Consider the following 23499-nt stretch of genomic DNA (forward strand, 5'->3'; position numbering starts at 1 on the left):
TCTCTATTTAACTACAGAATATTTTTTATTTGCTAACAAACTATCAATTCTGTAACTCCATCTTCTATTCTATCATTGCCCATTTTCAGGCTAAAAATTCCTGTGGATTTAATCCTAATTCTCGACATATTTCCACTACTACTTGTTTTTCTCTTTGATCAAAATGTCCATCTGCATACCCTATTGCAATACAATATCTAGCTACAAGTCTTGCAACCTCAGGCTTGGAACGAACCTTCCCTAATGCGCGAAAACATTCAGCTCGACCAATAATTTGGTCATATTCGATTTTTTGAACAAACTGATTAAATTGCTGAATTACTTTATTTGTATCAAAAACACGCAATTCTTCGCTTTGATGGATAAACTCCTTCATTTTTTGTTCTTCGGAAGGATCTAATCTTCCATCCGCCATACCAACTAATGCACATGCAGCAACTACAGCGTCTAGTACTTCTGGGTTTTTATAGCGCATAAAGAGATCTTTTGCTCGTTGTTTCTGTTGTCTTCCCCATTCCGCATAATCTGTCTGAGATGGTGACCAACTAAAACCACAACTATTGCAGGTTATTTTAAGCTGTCCTTTTCCGATAAAGCCACCTAGTAAACCGACTGGTCCTAAAATCAGTCCTCCTATAGCTGCTTTCCCGATTCCAAATCCTTTTTCACCAGTACGGACATTTGTACTGCGACATCTCATACATTGCAATTGATCACTAGAATAACGATCATAGGAGGACGCTTGTCCAGAAGCTTGTGTGTTATTTGCATATGCGGATTGTCTTATAGGTTCATAGCTGCCTCTTTCTTGTGAGCCATAACTTTGTGCTTCAAAAGGCTGAAAAGAAGGGGGAGTTGGTTCTTGATAGATTTGTTGTATAGATGTATTAGAATGAACAACTGCTGCATGCTCATCATCTACAGTCACGCCAAAATTATGACATAAAGCAGCGAGCCCACCTTGAAAACCACTGCCAACTGCGTTAAATTTCCATTCGCCTTGATGACGATAAATATCTGCTGCAACAATCGCTGTTTCAATTGTAAAGTCTCTTCCAAGATGAAAACGAAGAAGTTCTACTTGTTCGCTCTCATTATATACTCTGACATAGGCATTAGATATTTGTCCAAAATTTTGCCTTTTTTCATAAGCGTCATGGATTGTAATAGTGAAGGCGATGCGTTGAATAGTGGTTGGTACTTTAGCCAAATCTACTCTAATTTGTTCATCATCCAACCTACCTTGACCTGTCCGATTATCTCCACTATATATTACCGATCCATTAGCGCCAGTTGGATTATTGTAAAAAATAAAATCATTATCACTCCATACTTTATTATTACTACCTAATAAAAAAGCGGAAGCATCTAAATCATAATGGACCTCATGATGATTGATGTCCCATCCTAAACCTATTACAACATTGCTTAATCCAGGATGTGCTTTTGTCAAATCTACCTTTTGACCTTTACTTAGTATAACCCCCACAAAGAATCTCTCCTTTTTACAATCGTCTTCTTCCAACTATCGATTAACTATTATTTTACAGTATTATCTAGGTAAATGTACGTATATTCATTTACATTTGTATTACAACTATTCCTTTTACGATCCAATCCATGAAAAAGTTTCTAAACTTACCACTTTCCGTTACATCTTTTCTTTCTCCAACTATTTTTTATAGTAAATGTAATGTTTTTGGGGAGTTTGTCATAAAAAAGATAAAGAAGACATGCTTGCAATAAACTTGGTAGGTTCGTAACGGTTATTTAACCGAATATAATTCGCTCGTACGGTAGAATGGAAAAGGTAAAGGAGTGTTACGTATGTTATTTGGTTCCCTTATTTGTAAGATAAGAAAATATCATAAATATAATTATTATTACAGTGGTATATGCATCACTTGTGGAGAAGTGAGAAAAGAATACGAGAAGATTTACGAAGCTTCCAAAGAGGAACAGGCAGAAGAAAAAGATACTACAGACCAATCGATTACACAGTAATTATCTATATAGAAATAATTTCCTGTTTTCTCATTTTTAAGGCTTTGTTAAATAAAATGTTTTTTATCATGTAATATAGAAGAATGCTATCCATCTATTATTGCTCAGTTGCCTTTAAAACAACATTTTACTTGGCTGTTTTCTAAAGGATTGTTGTTTTTTCAATCGAAAAAAAGAATTAGTTGGAAAAATGGAGCAGCCGGAATACACGAAGACGCCACAGGGATTAGCGAGACAGTCTGAGACCCCGGAGGCGAAGTGAGGAGGCTTAAGCTTAGCCCCACGGAAAGCGACGTGTATTCCGGCTGGGTAATCACAACAAACTTTACGAAAACAGCCTTTTATTTTAACAAAGCCTAAAGAAAGAAAATGATCCCCGCAAACTACTAACGATTAACTACCCTTTGTATATGAATTGCTAAATATAACTTTTCATTATCTGTTAAAGAATAATTGAATTGATTTTCAATGTATTCATTTATTTTTTCCGTACATTTAAATGCTTCCTGATGTTTATGTTTAACCATTTCATAGAGGTATGGGTCATCATCATCCATGTATGTCTTGCTGTATAGTCTTTGCGCAAAAAATTTCAAATGGGTAAGAAACCGAAAGTAATTTAAAGATTCCTCGTCAAATTCCATTTTATAATGATATTTAACAATATTTAGTATATTTTGCATTACCTTTGTTATGTTTGCGATATTAGGCATTTCTTGATTTAAATCTGAATTGACTAGATGCATAGCAATAAATCCCGCCTCATCTTCTGGTAGTTCAACACCTAACTTATCCTTAATTAGATGAACCGTCTCCATTCCAATAGCAAACTCTTCCTTATAAAATCGTTTTATTTCCCATAATAATGCATTCTTAATTTCATATCCTTTTTCTATTCTTTGCACAGCAAAATGGAGATGATCGGTTAGAGAAATATAAAAACTATCATTTAACTTCCTCCCAAGCCTGCTGCTAGCAATCTTTATAACTTCTTCCGTTATGACGATATATTCAACCGGCACTTCATATAGGAGTGTTTTAAACTTTTCCGACATATCATTATTTTTTAAAGCAAATATTTTCTCGATTTTTGTTTCATCAACTAAATCACCAGGTTTCTTCTGAAAAGCAATCCCTCTGCCCATTACTACTAATTCTTCTTTTTTATTATTAAATGTACCGATTACGTTATTGTTATATACTTTTTCTATTTTCATTAGACCACCTGTAGTTTAATATGGCTTTTTTTCATTATAATAGATAAGTGATCGTGATAGTATTGTTTAAAAAATGGGAAAGAAGGAAAGTTGATAACCAACTTCCCAATTTCCTTTTTATACCTTTTCTCCATTGGATACAATGACTTCTTTATACCAATCGAAACTCTTTTTCTTTGATCGATTTAATGTCCCATTCCCTTCGTTATCTTTATCTACATAAATATAGCCATAGCGTTTTTTCATTTCACCTGTTGAAGCACTTACTATATCAATTGGCCCCCAGCTGGTATAGCCAATTATTTCTACACCATCCTCTATCGCCTCAGACATTTCTAAAACGTGTTTACGTAGATAATCGATACGATAATCATCCTTTATCTCTCCATCTTCTTCTGGTATATCGATAGCCCCTAAACCATTCTCTACTACAAATAACGGCTTTTGATAGCGATCATACAATTGATTTGCTGTGATACGGAAACCTTTCGGATCGATTGTCCAACCCCACTCTGATTTTTCTAAATATGGATTTTCAATAGAACCGAATACATTCCCAGAAGTTTGCTTATTAATTTCTGGATTTGTACTTGTAGTTCTGCTCGCATAGTAGCTAAAACCAATATAATCAACTGTATATTCCGCTAATAATGCTTCATCCTGCTCTTCCATTTTAATTGATATATTTTTATCCTTGAAAAATCGCTTGGCATAGCCAGGATATTTTCCTCGAGATTGAACATCTATGAAGAAGAATGAATCTCTATCTTTTTCCATTGCATCAAAGACGTCATCTGGATTACAGGAATATGGATATGTTTGGCCTGCTGCCAGCATACAACCAATTTTCATATTAGGATTGATTTCATGCCCTGCTTTTACAGCCAAGCTGCTTGCAATCAATTGATGATGTGCTGCTTGATATTTCACTTCAAGCTTATCTTCTCCTTCTTCAAACACCAATCCTGCACCAACAAATGGCAAATGTAAAAGCATGTTGATCTCATTAAAAGTCATCCAATATTTCACTTTATCCTTATAACGCTCAAACAAGGTAGTTGCATATTTTTCAAAGAAATCAACTAGTTTACGATTTTTCCAGCTCCCATAGTTCTTTACTAGATTAATAGGTACATCAAAATGAGCAATAGTTACTACTGGTTCGATTCCATACTTTAATAGCTCATCAAAAATATCATCATAAAACTGTAGCCCAGCTTCATTTGGTGTAGAATCATCACCGTTCGGATAGATTCTTGCCCATGAAATCGATAAACGCAGTGATTTAAATCCCATTTCTGCAAAAAGGGCAATATCCTCTTTATATCGATGATAGAAGTCAATTGCTTCATGTGAAGGATAGAATTCTCCTTCAAGCGGCTCGTAAGACGGAAGGTTTCCCATCATAATCTCAAACCTTTTATCCCCTGTTGGCAATAAATCAACAGTTGTTAAGCCCTTGCCATCTTCTAAATAAGCTCCTTCTGCTTGATTGGCAGCAATTGCTCCACCCCATAAAAATCCTTTTGGAAACGCCATACTATCTATCATTCCTTTCTCTATAACTTATCCCTTCGTTTCTAGGCGAAATAATAAATCTCCTTGGTGTATCTGTTTTTTATCTGTAACTTCTAAATGAAACTCTCTATAGTTTGTAATAACGATCGGCGTCGTTAAAGGCTTCCCAGCTTTCGTTATTTCATCCATATCGAATTCGATAAGTAATTGCCCTTTTCTTACAATTTCACCTTGTGTAGTGTGTACAGTAAAATGCTTCCCTTCCAATTGAACGGTATCCATTCCGATATGAATTAAAATATCTACACCAGTGTCAGTTGTGATACCAATTGCATGCTTCGTTGGAAATAAAGCAGAGACAGTCCCATCTGCAGGAGCATATAATTTTCCTTCACTCGGTTCAATTGCGATACCATGGCCAAGTGCACCGGATGCAAATGCCTCATCTTTTACTTTTGATAAAGCTTTTACTTCTCCATTCAAAGGGCTTTTTACTTCCTCTTTTTCTAGTTTTGTTGCTGCTACTTGGTTTGATGCTGTAGTTTTTCCAGTTGAATCTTGACTTTTGTTAATGCCTCCAAAGAATAGTGTTAACAAGAATGCAACTATAAAGCCAACAATGATTGATATTAGTGCTCCCCATAAGTTCATATTGATTCCAGTAGGACTAATATATGAAGGAATACCAAAAATACCAAGACCTCCAATGATGTAACCCTTTACATCTGTAAGACCTGCAATAGCACCACCAATCCCTGCAGCGATACAGCTAATAATAAATGGTTTCTTTAATGGTAAGGTAACCCCATAAATTGCTGGCTCTGTTACACCAAAAATACCGGAAATAAAGGCTGGGTAACTCAATGTTTTTAGCTTTTGATTTTTCGTTTTAATTAAAATAGCAAGGACTGCACCAATTTGCGCAAAGGACGCTGCAAATACAGGAGATAAAATCGTATCATAGCCAAGTGTTGCTACATTGTTAATAGCAATTGGTACTAGACCCCAATGAAGACCGAAGATAACCAGTACTTGCCAGAACCCGCCTATTAATAATCCTGCAATGACTGGGCTTAAGTTATATAAGAATAAAGAACCTTGACCAATTAATGTACTTGCCCATGTTGCAATTGGACCAATAACGAGAAATGTAACAGGAACGACAATCAATAACGTAAATAACGGAACAATAAATGCTTTCACTACATCTGGTATAACAGTTCTTAACCATTTCTCTACTTTAGAAGCAAAGAATGCTGAAAGAATAATCGGAATAACGGAAGAAGAATAACTCATTAAAATTACTGGTATTCCTAAAAAAGTAATATGGATTGGCGATTCAAATAATGTACCTCCAAATATGGTATATAAAGGATCACCTGTTGTTAAAGTAGATAAGGTTGGATAAACTAATGCAGCCCCTATCGCCATTCCAATAAACGGTGTTCCTCCAAATTTCTTAATTGCTGTATACCCTAAGAAGATTGGTAAGAAGTAAAATAGTGCATCTCCTGTTGCATTTAAAATTTGATAAGTGCCAGAAGAATCTGTTAGCCATCCTATTGATAAAAATAGTGCATTAAACCCTTTGATCATCCCTGATGCTGCTAGAACTCCAAGAACGGGAGTAAAAATACTCGAAATCATATCAATAAATCGATTGAAAAGAGATCCTTTAGAACCTTCCTCCTCCTCTACAGGCTGTTGGCTTTGAAAGCCGCCTACTGAAACAACTGCTTTGTATACGTCTGGAACATGGTTACCGATAACCACTTGATATTGACCACCGCTTTTCATAACAGTTACAACATCATCCATATTTTTTAGTATTTCTGTATTTGCTTTACTTTCATCTCTAAGCTTAAAGCGGAGACGCGTAATACAATGAACAACACTGGAAACGTTTTCTTTTCCACCCACATTGGCAATAATATCTTTTGCTAATTGCTCATATTTCATTTTTGACCCTTCCTTCACTATGGAATTTGGTTTTAACAAATAAAAAAACCTGACCCGACTAAAATACACGCAAGACAATAGCATGTTTTCTAGTCAGTTCAGGTTATGCCCACTTAAGGTAACATTCCTTCACGGAACCTTTAAGTTTTATATTTGTTACCTGTAATTTATCATGACTTAAAATAAGTGTCAACGCTTTCTTTTAGAAAATTGAATTCTTTTGTCGATTTATTAAACCATCCTATAATTGGTTTAATAATGTTATTGCGATAAATGGGCAAGCATTATAATTCTCAAGTAAATCGATAATTATTTAAAGCCTTTTTGGGGTAACTCTTCTTAATAGCTGAAGAGTGGTTTTGTTAAAGATTATCCCTTTTTTATTTTCCTTCAAAATAAATGTAAATTTTTATATGGTAAGATAAAAAGAGGAATGCCAAATAGCAATCAAACAAAAAAATGAGGATTGGTTAGAGCATTTATATTATGCATGTGAAAGCTTAGGGTATTCACAAAACGACTTTGATGATAAAAATGCTTTTATATGTATGCAAAAAATTGCTAAAGAGCTTTTATAATTAAAAGTAAGAAGAAGATACTTAAAGTATTTTTCAGCTTACAGATTTTCTAACTCAAATAATTTCTTCCTACCATAGAAAGAAGAAGACTCCATTTGACTCCTTCTTTCTATCTATCAACCTGGCGCCATGAAGAGTCACCACCATATGCAGCAATACTTTCCGCCACACTTGCAATAACAACTTTCTTCGCCTTCTTTATTTTCACACAATTAATAATTCATTTTTAACGGAAAATCAAAATAGCGCTGAGCGTTAAAATAGGATATATCTTGGATAATTTGTCCGAGCCATTCTGTATCATTTGGATACTCCCCATTTTCCACCCAGTTCCCTATAAGATTACATAAAATTCTTCTAAAATAATCATGTCGGCTATAGGATAAAAAACTACGGGAATCTGTTAACATTCCAATAAATCTCGATAATAATCCTTGGTTTCCAAGTGTTTTCATTTGTGCTATCATTCCATCAATATGATCATTAAACCACCAGCCAGAACCAAATTGGATTTTGGATGGAGTTCCTCCTTCTTGGAAATTCCCAGCCATTGTTGCTAAAACTTCATTATCATTTGGATTTAAACCATAAAGAATGGTCTTAGGGAGATTCCCATCTCGATCCAGCTCATCTAATAATTTTGCTAATGGAATAGCGACAGGACTATCTTGCATCGAATCACAGCCAATATTTGCACCAAGTGATTGAAACAAACGAGAGTTCGCACTTCTTAATGCTCCAATATGATATTGCATAACCCATCCTCTTTGGCTGTATGCCTTTCCAAGATTGACTAGTAAATTTGTTAAAAATTGATTACTTTCTTTCATTGAAATAGTATCGCCGTTCAAGGCTTTTACCACAATAGCATCTAGCTCTTCGATGGTGGAGGGTTCATACACCACGATTTCTAAACTATGGTCAGACAATTTACAACCAATCTCATGAAAATAATCGATTCTATGATCTATCGCTTCCAAAAGAGTACTATAACTGGTAATTTCCACTTCTGTAAGATTTCCTAGTTTTTCAACATACTCCGCCCAATACTTGTTTTGAATAGCCATAAGGTGGTCTGGACGGAAAGCTGGTAAGACAGTTGTAGAAAAATTTTCGTCTTCTTGTAATAACTTATGGAATCGCAGATCATCAATTGGATCATCTGTTGTACCAATAAGTGCTACGTTAGACATTTCAATTAAACTTCTTGCTGAAAAATCCGGGTTCTGTATTTTCCGATTACATACTTCCCATATTTCTTTTGCTGTACTTCTTTTTAAAATATCGTCTACGCCAAAGTATAGTTTTAACTCTAAATGTGTCCAATGATAGAGTGGATTTCCAATTAACTTCTCGACAGTTTCAGCCCATTTTTCAAATTTGCTATAGTCATCGGCTTCACCAGTTATATAATATTCGTCTATCCCATTAGCACGCATAGCACGCCATTTATAATGGTCACCTTCTAGCCACAGCTCTGTAATATTTTTATATCGGCGATTTTCATAGATTTCCTTAGGATCTAAATGACAATGATAGTCATAGATTGGCATTTTTGCAGCATAATCGTGAAATAATATTTTCGCTGTTTCCGTTTGAAGTAAAAAATCTTTATCCATAAAAGTCTTCACTTTGTTCTCCTCCTCTTAATTAATCTTTGTTTGCGTTAGTTCTTCATCTTCCTTTCCACCCCAAAGCCTTTCATAGGAATAACCAGTCAAGGACTCAACGACTTTCTTCGTTTGTGGATCTACATCCTTTTTTAAACCGTTGTTCTTTAAACGTTCAATTTCATCTACGAGTACTCCATGCGTTTCTTTATTTAATTTAAACGTGAAGGCGGCAATTAATGATATAAGCAGCAGTAGGCCAACCCCAAAAATCATGATATACATAATAGTGTGAACAGCACTCTGTGGCTGTGTTGCTGAACCTTGTACAAATCCCCCAGCCTCTAAAATGGCGCCAACTAAAAAAGTCGCAAGAGCAACAGAAGACTTTCTAAAGAACGTCATTACTGAAGCAAAGATCCCTTCTCTTCTCTTCGTCGTAATCATTTCATCTACATCTGGTATAAACGGAAAGACATTCCAAGGAATGAACTCCAGCATACTTCTTCCGATTTGGTACAGGAATGAAATAATACCTAATGTCAGGATTAAATTACTCGGATGATATAAATAAACCGCACCATATCCTAATAAACAGAGAATCATCGTGGAATACGATATTTTAAATAAATTAGATGGACCAATTTTGATCATTAAATACCCATAAAGAATGGCACCGGGAAGCCCAATAATACTAAATGAAAGTAGATTCGCAGCTACGGTAGAAGTACTATTTAAAGCGTATACACAGAAGAATACAAATACTGCGTTAAAAGCATCTTTCGCTGTCATTGAACAAATATAAATTAATAAATGCTTACGAAAGCTTTTCACCTTAAACGTGGAGGCAAAATCCACGAATGTTTGTATTACAACCTTTAAACTATTTTTGTGTTCTTTCTTCTGAGTCATAAGCTGTTGCAATTCCTCCGGTGTTACTTCTCGCTCCCATGTAGAACGGAAAGAAATAAATACACAAACCGCAAAAACGACTGCGAAGAAGGCACCATTAATGAAGAAAGCAAGAGAATTATCTTGCCCTAAAATACTAAATAATTGTCCAGGTATAAAGGTTGCCAAAAAGGTTCCAAGACCAGAGAAAAACATTCTAGCTGTTGATAGTTTTGTTCTTTTGTTAAAGTCTGTTGTCATTTCTGAAGGGAGTGTTTCCCATGGTATCAAAACCATTGCGGCAATAATTTCAAATGCTAAATAAGTAAGGAGATAGTATAAATAATTCATTCCCGACGTCCACAGCAATACATAAATAAGCATCAATGGTGAACCAATCAATAAGAAAAATCTTCGCCGTCCAAATTTTCTTCCTAATTTAAACTTTAAAAAGTTATCTGAAAAGCTTCCCATAAATAAACTTACGATTGCATCTACTATACGGGCAATGGCAATAATGGAAGCACCTTGAACTGGCGTCAAACCAGCATAACTCGTATAAAAGAACAAAAGCCATGCTCCTATAATGGTAAAAGCCCCTCCGCCCATCATATCTGTTAAGCCGTATCCAATACTCCTTTTAAGTGTAACGTCTTTCTGCTTATTTCCCATTTGTAACGCCTCCTATTTATAATCAACATGGACATAGGTAAAACGTTTTCATTTAATTGAAAATTTCATTAGAAAAAGATAAGTTTAAAGGGCCTCTCCCTTTTCCATATTCGCTTAAACAATTTATAATTTTTGCAGGACTTCTTTTGTTAAAATTTTATTTGTATCCCATGCTCCTAATAAGTACATTACACCTAATGCACGGTCATATAAGCCATAACCCGGTCTACATACCTCATCCCAAATATGTCTTCCATGATCTGGTCGAATATAACCACCGAAATCGTTTTCATATAAACCATTAACGATTTCTGTTATAGGTACAGACCCATCCTCCACACGATGAGAAGTTTCTATAAAACTACCATCTTCGAAGTGTTTTACGTTTCTGATATGAGCAAAGGGAATTCTATTAGTGAATGTTTTCACAATATCAACTAAATCATTACTTGGATTTGCCCCTAGTGAGCCAGAACAGAAGGTTAAACCATTAGCTGGGCTGTCTACACTACTTAAAATCCGTTGGATATCTTCTTTATTTTTTACAATACGCGGTAAACCAAAAATCGAAAATGGTGGATCATCTGGATGGATAGCCATTTTAATTCCACATTGTTCTGCAACTGGAGTAATTTCTTCTAAGAAATATACCAAATTATCTAACAAAGCTACTTCTGATACATCTTTATATAAAGTAAATAAACGCTTTAAATCTTTTAGTCGCTCTGGTTCCCATCCAGGCAGCGTTAAATCTTTTGTATTTTCTTCCATGTTTTTGACTACTTGCTCAGGTGTAAGAGAAAGTACTTTCTGAGCATCGAAATACAATGCAGTACTGCCATCTTCTGTTTCTTTAAATAAATCTGTACGCAGCCAATCAAAGACAGGCATAAAGTTATAACATACTACTTTCACGCCGAATTGACTAAGATTCTTTAACGTTTCTTTATATGCTTCTATATATGGCTGTCTTGAATCCAATCCTAATTTTATATCTTCATGAATATTAACGCTTTCAACAACTTCGGTATTTAATCCGTATTCTTTTACTTGGTTTACTACTTCTGCAATACGCTCTACAGGCCATACTTCTCCTGCAGGCACATCATGTAGTGCCCAGACAATCCCTTTGACTCCTGGAATTTGGCGTATTTGTTTTAAAGTAATTGTGTCATTGCCTTCCCCATACCACCGAAATGTCATTTGCATATTTCATTTTCCTCCTCTTTTCGAATCTTGCTGTCTCTCGAAAAAACTGGTTATCTATTGTTGCGGATAAAAATATTCAGGGAATTCTTGCAGTAAAACTCCTTTTTCGGAAAGCATCAATCTCATATGCTCAGACATTAATTGTTCAGCCTTTGTTCTGTTCTTATCTAAAATTGCTTCGTAAATTTCTTTATGATGACTGATTAATATCTCCCAATCTAAATCCTTTATATCTTTTAGTCTTAGTAATCTAAACCGATTTAAATGCCCCGCCATATCTTGAATCATTCTCCAAGTGCGCTCTTTTCCACAGCAAATAAAAAGTTCCTTATGAAAACCTTCATCTAAATCTAAAAATTTTTCTTTTTCTTGTTTTCCCACTTCATTGCTAGCCAGCATTTCTTGCATCTTTAAGTTCATTTCTAGCTTAAAGGCAATTTCATCTGTCATGTTCTCACAGCATAAACCGATGATATTGGTTTCAATTATCTCTCGGACAAAGCGTGCTTCTTCAGCAAGACTTAGGTTAATTAGAGAGACAAACGTACCACTTTGTGGAACGATTGTTAATAATTCCTCTTGTGCTAATTTTAAAAAAGCTTCTCTTATAGGTGTTCTACTAACTTGTAATAAATCCGACATAATTTTTTCACTAATCTTTGTACCAGGTATAAGCTTTAATTTTAAAATCTCTTCTTTCAATTGGTTATAAGCAAATACTTTCGCACTATTATTTGACATGATAGATCCTCTTCTCCTTTTTATATTTGTTTAGTATATAAAAAGGGAGGATTAAATGTCATTCATTTTCATTGATTTTAAAAATCTCCCCCCTTAAAACATATTAATATACTAATATGGTAGTTATGAGTACATTATAACTTCATTTCTTTTGGAATACAATTCAAAAATAGTACTAAAATGTGACAATTGCATTAACAGCTTTTGCAATTTATTTACACTTTTATTAGAATTAATGAATTATTATGGGAATACTTAATAATTATTGATGCTTTTAAGGAGGAATGAAATGCTAATACAGAAGAGGAGAGCGTGAAACCAATACGATGAAAAAAGTGAAAAGAAGTATTTATAAAAATTCCTTTATTAATATTGAAAAAGAAGAAGCGTGGTTAAATAAAATGTGTAAAAAAGAGTATGCGCTTAAAGAAATTTCCAAAGGATTTTATTTATTTGAAGACTGCACACCTGGTAATTTTATTTACAGAATCGCATTTCTAAAAAAGAGTACGCCAAAAAATAATAATCTAGCATTAAATGTGGAACATATCGCATCAGCCAACAGATAGCACTATTTTCGAAAAGATACTGCCTTAGGAAAGTTCGTTATATATTCAGATATTGATTCCCAAATGGAACATTATCAAAGAATTAACTTTATCTGGTATATTCTAGCAATAATTTTTCTTTATTCCGGCCTCCAAGACATTTTTCTAAGAGACAAACCAGTATTTAATATCCTATTAAATACTGGTTTAATTGTCATAGGAATTCTCTTCCATATTATTGGATTTCCTCTTACTAAAAAAATTTATATTCTAAAAAGGAACAAGAAATTACCGCTTTAATTAGAAATAACCTATTTTATATGTTATTGCGTCTATTTTACCTGCCTTTGTTGGCCTTTTGGGTATGAGTACTCCGAGCTAACTTTTGGTTTTCCAGCTAAAACTGGCAGGTTTCCAATGCCAAATTAATGCTTTTCAGCGAAACTTCTGATTTATCAGCCAAAAACTCACTCTTTTCAGCCAAACTTCCGATTTATCAGCCAAAACTTCACTCTTTTCAGCCAAGCTTCCGATTTATCAGCCAAAAACTCACTCTTTTCAGCCAAACTTCCGATTTATCAGCCAAAACTTCACTCTTTTCAGCCAAGCTTCCGATTTATCAGCCAAACCCACAAGCTGCATAGAACGCTGCTTCACTAATTACTCTTTATAAATTCTTCACCGCTTTCTCCATTTCCGTTTCACCAGAGACTAAATCAAATAATTTATTAAACACATTTTTTTCTTTTATAGAAGCCATTATTGTCGCTGCTACATCTTCTCTTGGGATCACTCCTTTTTCTAGATTCTCAGCAGCTGCAACCAAACCAGTACCAGCATCATTTGTTAATCTGCCCGGACGAATAATGGTATAGGTTAATCCACTTTCCATAAGAATGCGATCAGCATAGTGTTTTGCTACATAATATGGCTTAATTTGTTCATTCCAGTTTTCTCGACGATGCGCCTGCAACGCACTAACCATTACAAACCGTTCTACCCCTGCATTCTTTGTTGCCTCCATCATTTTCACAGCACCATCAAGATCAATCAATAATGTTTTATCATATCCCGTTTTCCCACCTGAACCTGCTGTGAATACGACGGCATCACAACCTTTCACTGCAGACTCTAGCTGTTCCACCGTTTCTTCCAAATTACCTAATGCAGTTTCTATTCCGACTTTGTCAAAAGCTTTCTGCTGATCTGACGTTCTTACCAATGCTCTAACAGAAAACTCATTACTTTCGTGTAATAATGTCACAAGCTGTTTACCTATTTGCCCGTTTGCTCCAACAACTAATACTTTCACAGCACTGACTCCTTTCTAATCCATTTTCTACTATTATTTCATCCAATTGTTTCTTTTTCAAATAATACAAAAGAACATGTTGATTCTTATAATAGGGAAACCAAATATGATAGAATGGATAAATGACTAAAATGAGTGTGAACACAGAGCTCTAAGGCTAATCAAACATCCATCATTTACTTTCAAAGTAACTTAGGAGTGTAACTTAAAATGAATAAAAAAGATATCGCAAACATCCGAAAACAATTCAAAATGAATAATGATCTACTTAGAATAACAGATATGTTTAATGTTTATGTCATGAAAGAATCAAGTGATATATTCCATTATCAAAGTCAGCCCTTTGGCATGCTTGATCAAGATCAACAAGAGTTATTTTTACATAACTTCAAGAAATTACTTGCCGGTAATTTGGATGAAAAGCTGTTTGAATTAAGGTTTCATAGAGAGGCAGAAAATAATAGCCAACTTATCCTACATAAAGGATTACTTAGCTCAGAAGTAGAGGATTGGAAAGAGCAAATGCTTCAGATTGTGGACAAGTTGCTTAATAGCAGACAATATGAAAAAGACATTGTCATCACATTCATTCGCGGAGAATATTTAAAGCCGAAGAAACGGCGCAGTGAAGAATCCGAAGAAAGCGAACGAGATACGGTTTTCTCCCATCCTTTCATTTTATGCAGCATCAATAATACACAAGAGCCTAAGAAAGAATTACTTTTTGACTATGTAGAGAAAGAGTTTAAATACAATATTGTTGTTGATCCCATTATAAATCTTAATGCGCCAATGGGCGGATTTCTTTTCCCTAGCTTCACAGATAATGCAGCAGATGTTAACCATATTCTCTATGCTGCCGGCAAAATCCATGAGCCAGATTACCAATTTATCGAGGAAGTTCTCAACGGCGAGGAAATGATGACTGCTCAAGATGATAAAATTGTGTTTGAGGAAATCATTAAAGATGTGACTGGAGATCAATTGAGCACTTCTACTCTTTCGAATGTATACGAGGAAATTAACCGAATGATTGTCGAAAATGAAGAAGAAGAGGTTCCAAAATTAGACTCCAAAGACGTGGAACAAGTCTTAAAGATGAGCGGAGTAGAGGACATTAGTCCAGAAAAAGTCGAGTTTGCTTTCAAAAAAATTATTGATGATGATAAATATGAATTAAAAGCAAGTAATATCTTGCCAAAATTCACATCAAAATCGATTAAGATCAGCACCAAGATTGCTAACATTGCCATCAGCCCTCCTGACTTAAGATATGTGAAGCAAATCGAATTTAGCGGCAAACGCTACTTGATGATTGAAGTCGAAGAAGACACCGTAATCGAAGGATTTACAATGATTCCCGAAGCCTTCGGCGGAAGTCCAGAAGAAGACTAAAATTCAAAGAGAGAGTGGGACATAAATATTTCAACCAAATCTAACCCCCGAACAATAAAAAAATTCGTATAATTGTTTGGGTTTTTTATTTATTTTAAGAACGAAGGATTGTGGTAATCACCCGCAGCCTGAATACACTTCGCTTTCCATGGGGCGAGCGCCAAGCCTCCTCGTTCCTGCGGGGTCTTGGACTTTCTCGCAGCTCCCATAGGAGTCTACGTGTATTCAGTCTGCTCCATTTAGTTTCTTTTGAAAAAAATACTGGAACGATTTGGATTCACCACTAAATTAGAGATTGTTCGTCTTTATCCATTATTTATTTTGTTTTGTCCCACCCTCGATAAATCTAACTTACTGCTCTAGTCGCCACTAACGCCTTTATTGACTAAGTTGTTTACTTTTATGGTTTTCGCGAATAATCCTGTATAAATAAGAATAGTCCCCATCATTACAATGAAGCCAATGTAGACAGACATCATTGTTGGAATTAAGAATGCCCCGATAATAATACTAGCTCTTGCAATTAAATCTGCTCCACTAAATGATAGGTTGGAAAAAGCAGAGTATGATCCACGTTTATCGCTTGGAATCATATTTGCCTGCTCTGCATTTCGAATCGGTGAATAAATTAATTCGCCCATCGTTGCTATCAAATTAAATAAAACGAGCATATACCACGTATTCGCCGAAGTAACAGTCACATATCCAATTCCATATATAATAAGACCTGTTATTAAAGCATTCTTTTTATTCATCTTATCTGTGAACCGATTAATAATGAAAGTAAAGCAGACTACGAGCAGCATATTTTCTATATTTAATATACTTAGCATTCGTACCCCAACAATTTCAAAACTCCCAATCCGAACTGCTTCAAAAGTTTCAGCAAGGCGAATCCCAATATAACTATTTAATGAAAATTCAGCTGCAAAAATAAAGGTGGAGCCTGTAACCACTTTTACAAAGGCTGTATCTTTAAATGCCACTTTATAATTGCTGATTAAGTCAACCAAGACATTCTTGTGCTTTTTCTGTAACTGATCTGTGAACTTGTCCTGCAGCCAAACCCCGTAGGCAATTGGAATCAATGTAGATGTGCAAGTCAGCATGATGAATAATTCTTTCTGATGATTCAAATATAAAAGTCCTCCAAGTGCTGCCCCAATAGCCATCGATAAATTAATCAGCCAGTAATCGAGCGCATAAATAGCTTTTCGATTTTCTGGTGTTGTGGAATCAATAATAATCGCATGCATTGCTGGTCGCCCTAGACTGCTTGTGATAATAAATCCAACGTATGCCAAAGCAAACAATACAATTATTTTATTGGTCGGAAATAGACTGATCGTCATGATTAAAAAGAAGAATGCATTCAGCCAGGATGTTATCATTAAAACCTTTTTTCTCGGAAAGCGATCAGAAATATATCCTCCAACTAAATTGATCAAAAATCCGATAACCACAGTAGTGATCAAAAATAAGCCCGCCCAAATTTTGTTTAATTCCTGTGCAAAGAATAAAGCCATAAATGGCATAACTGCTGATGATACCGCCCGATTAAAGAAAGAGGTAATCATCCTAACTTTGATATTTCGCGGTAATTCCTTCCATTTCATGTTGTCTCCCCCTTGTTATTACTGTATATTAAACTAGACGAATAATTCTAAAAATAGACAATTAACAAAACAATGTCCCCTTTTAGGAGGAAAAAGAATGGATAACAAATTACTTACACTTTGGAGATATTATCCTTCTGGCAGTATTCGAATGGAGGAAATTTCTGAAACCTTGCAATTGAGCTCGAAACAAACAACACGTTATTTAAAAAAATGGATGGAGGAAGGCTGGCTATCATTTACACCCGGACGAGGACGCGGAAACATCTCAACTTTGTTATGGAAAAAAGAGGTAGAAACTTCTTACGAGGAAGAAGTTTTAAAGCGATTTGATCTGGAACCAGTAGAACAAACAAGCAAATACTTAATGTATGATTGGTCCACAAACAGTAAAATGAGATTAATGAATAAATTTCACACAAAACTTGGCTTTGTCCAAGAGTCAAATGATAAATTAATCGTACCAAAAAGATATCCTTTCCATTCCGTCCATCCGCTTGAGGCTGGAGATGTCTTCAGTGCGCATTTAGTGGCAAATGTGTTTAATCGGCTTGTCACTCATACAGAAGATGGGAAAGTATTACCTGAAATTGCCCATAGTTGGGATAGCACCCCTTCTAAATTAAGACTCTATCTAAAAAAAGACATTAAATTTCATGACGGTTCTGTTCTGACAGCAAATGATGTGGCCGAATGTCTTGACAAGCTTCGGGCACATGCTTATTACAAAGATTTATGGACACCTGTCGAAAGAATTGAAGTAAAGTCTCCACTTATACTCGATATTCTCCATCCCAATGGATGCAGCTATATCCTTCCTATGCTTAGTATGATGTGTGCAAGCATCTATAGAGAGACGAATGAAAAACTATTGGGCACTGGTTACTTCATCCTGCAACAAAACAGTGATAAGCAGACAACTTTAACTGCTTTTCAAGATCATTTTCGAGAAAGACCATTAATTGATGTAGTAGAATTCATTCAAGTGCCTGAGGATTTTAAAGGAATCTATCATTCTCCTATGGAGGAGAATACCTCTTCCTCCTTCGAAGTAGAAAGCGACTCGGGGTTTGGTATTATCGTAATGAACTCCTGTAGAGATTTTGCTATTAGACAGAAGAAAGTAAGAGATTACCTTCATTGGATTATCGCTAAAAACCGTCATACTATTGGTAACCTAAGTCCAAGACTAATACCGAATGATAAGAGTATAATAGTCGGCCAAAATCAACAGCTGACTATTTCTGAAGTAGAACGGCCAGTATTTTCTAAACCAATTGTGATAAGAGGTGCCAGACATACTGCTAATACTACACAATGGCTTGCAGAAATATTCGCAAAAGAAAATATCCCTACAGATATCCAATGGTTTTCCTTTGCTGATATATTAACAAAGCATCCTGAGACATTAAACGTAGATCTTTTCGTACATGGAGAAGTTTTTGAATTCAATCAAGATTTTTCATTTTACCACTTTTTAATGAATGGGTTTTCCCCACTTTCCCAAATGATAGCAAATAATGAAACACTTACAAACTTAATGGGTAAATATAAGGAAACACCATTTGAACAATGGACAGCTTTAAATCTAGAAATCGAAAAAGAATTGATTAATCAATCGATTATGATTCCCCTTTATTATCAAAAGCGGTATATTCCATTTTCAACCGATATAAGCAATATTAAAATTAGCCATTTTGGCTATGTAGATTTTTCAAAAGTGTGGGTTCGTCCGAAGGAATGAGTGGTATAGGAAAGAGACATTCTCAGGATTTTTTTATGCATCGTTTTATTAACTAAGCAAAAACAGCACATAGAGTTCCAGGAGATAAGGCAATATAAAAAGAGAAACTACTGGACTCTATGGAAAGGAACTAAACAGATGAAGATTCGCTTTGGCTATGTGGCTAATGCACTAGGATTATGGGATGCAAGTCCTTCAAAGGCTTTAACCTTCTTTCGATATTCAGCACTCCCTAAACAGGAAGCCACAGAAAAGTTACTAGCTGTTACAGCTCAAAATTTAAAAAATACAAAAAGAATTCTCTACTATAATGCTGCCAATGAAATTCCATTGTACCGCTTATCCAGTTCGTTAGTGCCCTTAGCAACGCATCCAGATGTAGACTGGGATTTCATAACTCCTTTTCAAGAACAGTGGAGAGAACTTGGCCAATTAGTTAAACAATTTAAGCTGCGGGTTAGCTTTCACCCCAACCAATTTACGCTTTTTACTAGCCCTAGGGAAGAAGTAACCATAAATGCAATAAAAGATATGACCTTCCATTATAAAATGCTAGAAGCTATGGACGCCCTTGATACCAGTCTTATTAATATTCATATTGGCGGAGCCTATGGTGATAAAGATACTTCTTTGCAGAGATTCCAGCAAAACATCCAGCAACTTCCTTTGGCAATTAAGAACCAGATGACCCTTGAAAATGATGATAAAACATATAATGTGAGAGAAACACTGATAACCTGTGAGCAGGAAAACATTCCCATGATTCTTGATTATCATCACCATATAGCCAATAAAGAAGATATTGACTTAGCTCTTTATTTGGAGCGCATTTTTAAAACGTGGAAAAATCGTAGAATGGTTCCTAAAGTTCATATTTCCTCCCCGAAATCCACTCTGGCCTTCCGTTCTCATGCTGACTTTGTCTCATTTGATTTTGTACTTCCCTTTTTAAAAATGGCTAAAAATCTTAATCAAGATTTCGACGTTATGATAGAAGCAAAACAAAAAAATCTGGCTATGTTTAAGCTTATCGAGGACATTGCCTCTATTAGAGGAGTAAAGAGGGTTTCTGGTGGAACAATAGAATGGTAAGTGTTTCTCTACATTTTAATACGAACGAGGAGGTGTAATGGATGACGATTGTTCGACTTGGATATGTCGCAATGAGCATGATAGTAAAAAATGCATCTCCTTCAAAGACGATGACATTTAAACAGTTTCAAAAAATAGATGACCGGGATGCAGGCCTTCGTAAGCTGGAACGGATCGCCTTGCAAAATCTCCATAATACGCTTCGGCTCCTAAAACATACTGCTGCTTCCGATATCCATTTTTACCGCCTTACCTCCAGGCTAATTCCATTAGCCAATCACGAAGAGCTGCTAGATTGGGATTATATGAAACCTTTAAATGAGCCTTTAAAAGAAATAGGTGAATTTGCCAGAAAGCATCAGATTAGGCTTGATTTTCATCCTGATCACTTCGTTCTCCTTAATTCCAATCAAAAACATATATGGAAAAACTCAATTAAAACTTTAAGATTACACTATTTATTATTAAAGGGAATGGGGATTGATACAACTCATCGTTGTGTTATGCATGTGGGAGGGAATTATAAGGATACCGAAAAATCATTAGAAAGATTTATTGATAATTGGATGCTAGTCCCAAACTCTATTCAAGACATGATCATGCTTGAAAATGATGATACCTCTTTCACATTGGAAGATACTCTTTACTTATGCGAGAAACTAGGGATTCCACTTGTGTTTGATTATCATCATCATCTCGCCCATCATCATAATCCCAATTGGGAAGATAACTGGAGTCGTATTCTTCAAACATGGAGTACATCTCCATTACCAATTAAAATGCATATTTCCAGTCCCAAGGATGAAAAGCACTTCCGTCATCATGCCGATTATATTGATATAGATATGTTTTTCAATTTCCTAAACCTAATAAAAGGAAGCATTCCTGTTATCGATTGCATGATAGAAGCTAAAAAGAAGGATGAGGCCCTTTTTAAGTTAATAGAAGAAGTGAGCATTAGAAACGATGTAGAAATGATTGATGGCTCTTCTTTCCGTCTTAAGTAAAGGAAAGAAGAGCCTAAAATAATTCATTATTTTCCTAGTGTTAACTCTTGTGCAGGTTCGCCATTCCTATTTAAAATTCGAATAACGTCAGGCTGCACTTGAAGAAATGCATAATTGGGATCCATTGGACCTTCAAACCATTGTTGAAACGACTCATCCCAAAACTGCTTTTTCAATGTTTCAGAATTATTTATAGAGCAAGTTCCAGCTATTTCAACATAAGAATCGCTTTGTCCTTTTTCTTCATAGCCTAACAATACAGAAACATGAGGGTTTTTTTCTATCTCATCCATCTTTTCTGTATCCATTTGAGTGGGCGAGTACAAAGTTAAATCTTCATGGTAGAATGTCATATACCGGGAATGGGGTTTATTATTTTCAACTGATGAAAGTACTCCCGTTCGATGACCTGAAATAATGTTAATAACTTGTTTCTTTAAATTTTGATTTGCCATATTCTGTTTTGCTCCTATAATTACTGTTATTTTTCAGCTATTAATGTTCTAAACGATTCAATTCCTGAATGCATTCTTGTACAAGGGTAACTCCTTGGCTCATGGTCGCTCCCCCGCCAAATGCAGCAGTTACGCCTACTGCTTCTAGAATTTCCTGTTCGGAACACCCTTGATCTAAGCAGCCCTTTGTATGATAGATAATACAATACTCATCCTGAGCATGAAGGCTAATTCCTAAAGCAATTAATTGCTTTTGCCTTTGAGTTAATGCACCTTCTTCAAAGCAGGCTTCTGTAAAAGCATTATATCTACTTGCAAACTCAGGCATTTTTTGTGTAAAATCACCTATTCCCTTTTTAAACGACAACAAGGTAGATTCTATTGAATTGCTAGCTTCCATTTCCAAACACTCCTTTTTTTGATTAAGCTGTACATCAAACTTATTATAAGTAAACTTCAAACGAATTAATTATCCCTTATTCATTTCCCATAACTTCCATAAAAAGTGATACATAACTGGTGATTGGGAAGGGAAAAATGGCATTATATTCAATGTAGAAAGTGAGTGAATGGAACTGTATAATGAAAATCATGCCTATCAAGCTGGAGACATCGTCTATGTTTTTTACCGAAACCCGCATACCCAAGATGTAGCGAATATCCAAGCAGCCGCTGTTGTAAAAAATCCAGACGATTCTAATGAATTATCTTTATTTCTATACGAAAATTACTACCCTCTCTCAAACGAAGTTGCTGTATATGCTACAGAAGCAGAAGCTCAAGAAGCCTACTATTATTACTATGGAGATGTTTCAGAAGGGAGATTGGAATGATTAAACCCTTCACTCCAAAGCTTGTCTATTTTGAACCGGAAGCATTAGAGTATCCATTAGGGAAAGAACTGCTGGAGAAATTCAAGAAGATGGATATAGAGATTCGCTATACCACTTCCCATAATCAAGTTAGAAATCTTCCTGGCGACAATGATTTTCAACGTTACCGAGTGGCAAAGTCAACGCTTGTTGTCGGCATTCGCAAAACACTCAAATTTGATACATCTAAGCCCTCTGCCGAATATGCCATACCTTTTGCTACCGGCTGTATGGGACATTGTCATTATTGCTATTTGCAAACTACAATGGGAAGCAAGCCATACATCCGCACCTATGTAAATGTCGAGGAAATTTTAGAAGCTGCCGATAACTATATGAAAGAACGCGCTCCAGAATTTACCCGATTTGAAGCATCCTGTACATCTGATATTGTCGGTATTGATCATTTAACCCATACCCTTAAACGTGCGATTGAGCATTTTGGACAATCAGAGTACGGAAAACTAAGGTTTGTAACAAAGTTTCATCATGTTGATCACTTACTTGATGCCAAACATAATGGAAAAACCCGCTTTCGTTTTAGTGTAAATGCTGATTACGTCATCAAACATTTTGAGCCTGGGACTTCTCCTCTAGCCAAAAGAATTGAGGCTGCTGGAAAAGTCGCAAGAGCTGGATATCCCCTTGGATTTATTGTGGCACCAATTTATCTTCATGAAGGCTGGGAAGAAGGATACTTTCATATGTTCGAACGACTAGACGCTGAATTGCCTGCCGAAGCAAAAAAAGATTTAACATTCGAGTTTATCCAGCACCGTTTTACTAAGCCAGCCAAAAGAGTCATTCAAAAAAATTATCCGATGACAAAATTAGAGCTGGATGAAGAAAAACGAAGGTATAAATGGGGAAAATATGGGATTGGAAAATATATTTATCAAAAAGAGGAAGAAGAAGATATTAAAGATCATCTTCATTCCTATATGAAAAAATTCTTTCCTGATGCTAAACTAGAATATTTCACGTGAACAAAAAAGAAAAGAGGCTGGGACATAAGTATTCCAGCCAAGGATAATTCCGAACAATTATACGAAGATGCTA

General features: G+C 35.5%; 20 protein-coding genes. 8 read left to right on the forward strand and 12 right to left on the reverse strand.

What is annotated here, in order from left to right:
* Positions 1–85: 85 nt before the first annotated feature.
* The gene (locus NST60_RS08725) at positions 86–1489 is read right to left on the reverse strand and encodes a TerD family protein (RefSeq protein WP_016203987.1); all 1404 of its coding nucleotides are present in this window, start codon (positions 1487–1489) and stop codon (positions 86–88) included.
* Between the two features lie 338 nt (positions 1490–1827).
* Here NST60_RS08725 and NST60_RS08730 point away from each other — a divergent pair, with 338 nt between their 5' ends.
* Entirely contained in the window at positions 1828–2004 is a 177-nt protein-coding gene (locus NST60_RS08730) for a hypothetical protein (protein WP_169187763.1), read from the forward strand.
* Positions 2005–2390: 386 nt separating this feature from the next.
* On the opposite strand, the gene licT is transcribed toward NST60_RS08730, so the two are convergent.
* From licT to NST60_RS08765, 7 genes are all read right to left on the reverse strand, one after another.
* Complete coding sequence (licT, locus tag NST60_RS08735; protein ID WP_101728854.1) at positions 2391–3221, reverse strand: BglG family transcription antiterminator LicT; 831 nt, start codon at positions 3219–3221, stop codon at positions 2391–2393.
* 117 nt (positions 3222–3338) lie between these two features.
* Complete coding sequence (locus NST60_RS08740) at positions 3339–4760, reverse strand: 6-phospho-beta-glucosidase (protein ID WP_016203989.1); 1422 nt, start codon at positions 4758–4760, stop codon at positions 3339–3341.
* Between the two features lie 27 nt (positions 4761–4787).
* The gene (locus NST60_RS08745; protein ID WP_341098670.1) at positions 4788–6698 is read right to left on the reverse strand and encodes a beta-glucoside-specific PTS transporter subunit IIABC; all 1911 of its coding nucleotides are present in this window, start codon (positions 6696–6698) and stop codon (positions 4788–4790) included.
* A gap of 790 nt (positions 6699–7488) precedes the next feature.
* Positions 7489–8907, reverse strand: a complete 1419-nt coding sequence (gene uxaC / locus NST60_RS08750) for a glucuronate isomerase (RefSeq protein WP_341098671.1) — start codon at positions 8905–8907, stop codon at positions 7489–7491.
* A gap of 15 nt (positions 8908–8922) precedes the next feature.
* Positions 8923–10449 carry an MFS transporter gene (locus NST60_RS08755; RefSeq protein ID WP_224427861.1) on the reverse strand — a complete coding sequence of 509 codons (1527 nt, stop codon included), beginning with the start codon at positions 10447–10449 and terminating at the stop codon, positions 8923–8925.
* Positions 10450–10572: 123 nt separating this feature from the next.
* Positions 10573–11658: a mannonate dehydratase gene (gene uxuA, locus NST60_RS08760; RefSeq protein WP_341098673.1), complete on the reverse strand. Its 1086-nt coding sequence runs from the start codon at positions 11656–11658 to the stop codon at positions 10573–10575.
* A 54-nt stretch (positions 11659–11712) separates the two neighbouring features.
* Complete coding sequence (locus tag NST60_RS08765) at positions 11713–12399, reverse strand: GntR family transcriptional regulator (protein ID WP_016203995.1); 687 nt, start codon at positions 12397–12399, stop codon at positions 11713–11715.
* A 326-nt stretch (positions 12400–12725) separates the two neighbouring features.
* On the opposite strand from NST60_RS08765, the gene NST60_RS08770 reads away from it, so the two are divergent.
* The gene (locus tag NST60_RS08770; RefSeq protein WP_016203996.1) at positions 12726–12968 is read left to right on the forward strand and encodes a DUF2812 domain-containing protein; all 243 of its coding nucleotides are present in this window, start codon (positions 12726–12728) and stop codon (positions 12966–12968) included.
* A gap of 646 nt (positions 12969–13614) precedes the next feature.
* Here the strand turns inward: NST60_RS08770 and NST60_RS08775 are convergent.
* Positions 13615–14259 carry an SDR family oxidoreductase gene (locus tag NST60_RS08775; RefSeq protein WP_016203997.1) on the reverse strand — a complete coding sequence of 215 codons (645 nt, stop codon included), beginning with the start codon at positions 14257–14259 and terminating at the stop codon, positions 13615–13617.
* 210 nt (positions 14260–14469) lie between these two features.
* Between NST60_RS08775 and NST60_RS08780 the strand changes: the two genes are divergently transcribed.
* Positions 14470–15654 (forward strand): DUF4317 domain-containing protein, encoded by a 1185-nt coding sequence (locus NST60_RS08780; protein ID WP_016203998.1) that lies wholly within the window; start codon positions 14470–14472, stop codon positions 15652–15654.
* A gap of 359 nt (positions 15655–16013) precedes the next feature.
* On the opposite strand, the gene NST60_RS08785 is transcribed toward NST60_RS08780, so the two are convergent.
* Positions 16014–17270 carry an MDR family MFS transporter gene (locus NST60_RS08785; RefSeq protein WP_016203999.1) on the reverse strand — a complete coding sequence of 419 codons (1257 nt, stop codon included), beginning with the start codon at positions 17268–17270 and terminating at the stop codon, positions 16014–16016.
* A 97-nt stretch (positions 17271–17367) separates the two neighbouring features.
* Between NST60_RS08785 and NST60_RS08790 the strand changes: the two genes are divergently transcribed.
* From NST60_RS08790 to uvsE (NST60_RS08800), 3 genes are all read left to right on the forward strand, one after another.
* Positions 17368–19014: an ABC transporter substrate-binding protein gene (locus NST60_RS08790; RefSeq protein WP_016204000.1), complete on the forward strand. Its 1647-nt coding sequence runs from the start codon at positions 17368–17370 to the stop codon at positions 19012–19014.
* A gap of 138 nt (positions 19015–19152) precedes the next feature.
* The gene (gene uvsE, locus NST60_RS08795) at positions 19153–20106 is read left to right on the forward strand and encodes a UV DNA damage repair endonuclease UvsE (RefSeq protein WP_341098675.1); all 954 of its coding nucleotides are present in this window, start codon (positions 19153–19155) and stop codon (positions 20104–20106) included.
* 41 nt (positions 20107–20147) lie between these two features.
* Positions 20148–21113 carry a UV DNA damage repair endonuclease UvsE gene (gene uvsE, locus NST60_RS08800; protein WP_169187759.1) on the forward strand — a complete coding sequence of 322 codons (966 nt, stop codon included), beginning with the start codon at positions 20148–20150 and terminating at the stop codon, positions 21111–21113.
* 26 nt (positions 21114–21139) lie between these two features.
* On the opposite strand, the gene NST60_RS08805 is transcribed toward uvsE (NST60_RS08800), so the two are convergent.
* Positions 21140–21568 (reverse strand): pyridoxamine 5'-phosphate oxidase family protein, encoded by a 429-nt coding sequence (locus NST60_RS08805; RefSeq protein WP_341098676.1) that lies wholly within the window; start codon positions 21566–21568, stop codon positions 21140–21142.
* A 40-nt stretch (positions 21569–21608) separates the two neighbouring features.
* Positions 21609–21974: a carboxymuconolactone decarboxylase family protein gene (locus NST60_RS08810; protein WP_061801109.1), complete on the reverse strand. Its 366-nt coding sequence runs from the start codon at positions 21972–21974 to the stop codon at positions 21609–21611.
* A 163-nt stretch (positions 21975–22137) separates the two neighbouring features.
* On the opposite strand from NST60_RS08810, the gene NST60_RS08815 reads away from it, so the two are divergent.
* Both NST60_RS08815 and splB read left to right on the forward strand, forming a co-directional pair.
* A complete protein-coding gene (locus tag NST60_RS08815) occupies positions 22138–22401 on the forward strand; it encodes a transcriptional regulator SplA (RefSeq protein WP_016204006.1) in 264 nt (87 codons plus the stop codon).
* On the forward strand, positions 22398–23426 hold the full coding sequence (gene splB / locus NST60_RS08820; RefSeq protein WP_341098678.1) for a spore photoproduct lyase: 1029 nt from the start codon (positions 22398–22400) through the stop codon (positions 23424–23426). The genes NST60_RS08815 and splB overlap by 4 nt, the downstream gene beginning before the upstream one ends.
* Positions 23427–23499 lie beyond the last annotated feature (73 nt).

It is taken from the genome of Niallia sp. FSL W8-1348 (genome assembly GCF_038006745.1).
Taxonomy (GTDB): Bacteria; Bacillota; Bacilli; order Bacillales; family Cytobacillaceae; genus Niallia; species Niallia alba.

Bases quoted from the DNA above. Each gene is read 5' to 3' on its own strand.
- NST60_RS08730 (WP_169187763.1), top strand. From the start codon at position 1,828: ATGTTATTTGGTTCCCTTATTTGTAAGATAAGAAAATATCATAAATAT.
- licT (WP_101728854.1), bottom strand. From the start codon at position 3,221: ATGAAAATAGAAAAAGTATATAACAATAACGTAATCGGTACATTTAAT.
- NST60_RS08740 (WP_016203989.1), bottom strand. From the start codon at position 4,760: ATGGCGTTTCCAAAAGGATTTTTATGGGGTGGAGCAATTGCTGCCAAT.
- NST60_RS08745 (WP_341098670.1), bottom strand. From the start codon at position 6,698: ATGAAATATGAGCAATTAGCAAAAGATATTATTGCCAATGTGGGTGGA.
- NST60_RS08755 (WP_224427861.1), bottom strand. From the start codon at position 10,449: ATGGGAAATAAGCAGAAAGACGTTACACTTAAAAGGAGTATTGGATAC.
- uxuA (WP_341098673.1), bottom strand. From the start codon at position 11,658: ATGCAAATGACATTTCGGTGGTATGGGGAAGGCAATGACACAATTACT.
- NST60_RS08765 (WP_016203995.1), bottom strand. From the start codon at position 12,399: ATGTCAAATAATAGTGCGAAAGTATTTGCTTATAACCAATTGAAAGAA.
- NST60_RS08770 (WP_016203996.1), top strand. From the start codon at position 12,726: ATGAAAAAAGTGAAAAGAAGTATTTATAAAAATTCCTTTATTAATATT.
- NST60_RS08780 (WP_016203998.1), top strand. From the start codon at position 14,470: ATGAATAAAAAAGATATCGCAAACATCCGAAAACAATTCAAAATGAAT.
- NST60_RS08785 (WP_016203999.1), bottom strand. From the start codon at position 17,270: ATGAAATGGAAGGAATTACCGCGAAATATCAAAGTTAGGATGATTACC.
- NST60_RS08790 (WP_016204000.1), top strand. From the start codon at position 17,368: ATGGATAACAAATTACTTACACTTTGGAGATATTATCCTTCTGGCAGT.
- uvsE (WP_341098675.1), top strand. From the start codon at position 19,153: ATGAAGATTCGCTTTGGCTATGTGGCTAATGCACTAGGATTATGGGAT.
- uvsE (WP_169187759.1), top strand. From the start codon at position 20,148: ATGACGATTGTTCGACTTGGATATGTCGCAATGAGCATGATAGTAAAA.
- NST60_RS08805 (WP_341098676.1), bottom strand. From the start codon at position 21,568: ATGGCAAATCAAAATTTAAAGAAACAAGTTATTAACATTATTTCAGGT.
- NST60_RS08815 (WP_016204006.1), top strand. From the start codon at position 22,138: ATGGAACTGTATAATGAAAATCATGCCTATCAAGCTGGAGACATCGTC.
- splB (WP_341098678.1), top strand. From the start codon at position 22,398: ATGATTAAACCCTTCACTCCAAAGCTTGTCTATTTTGAACCGGAAGCA.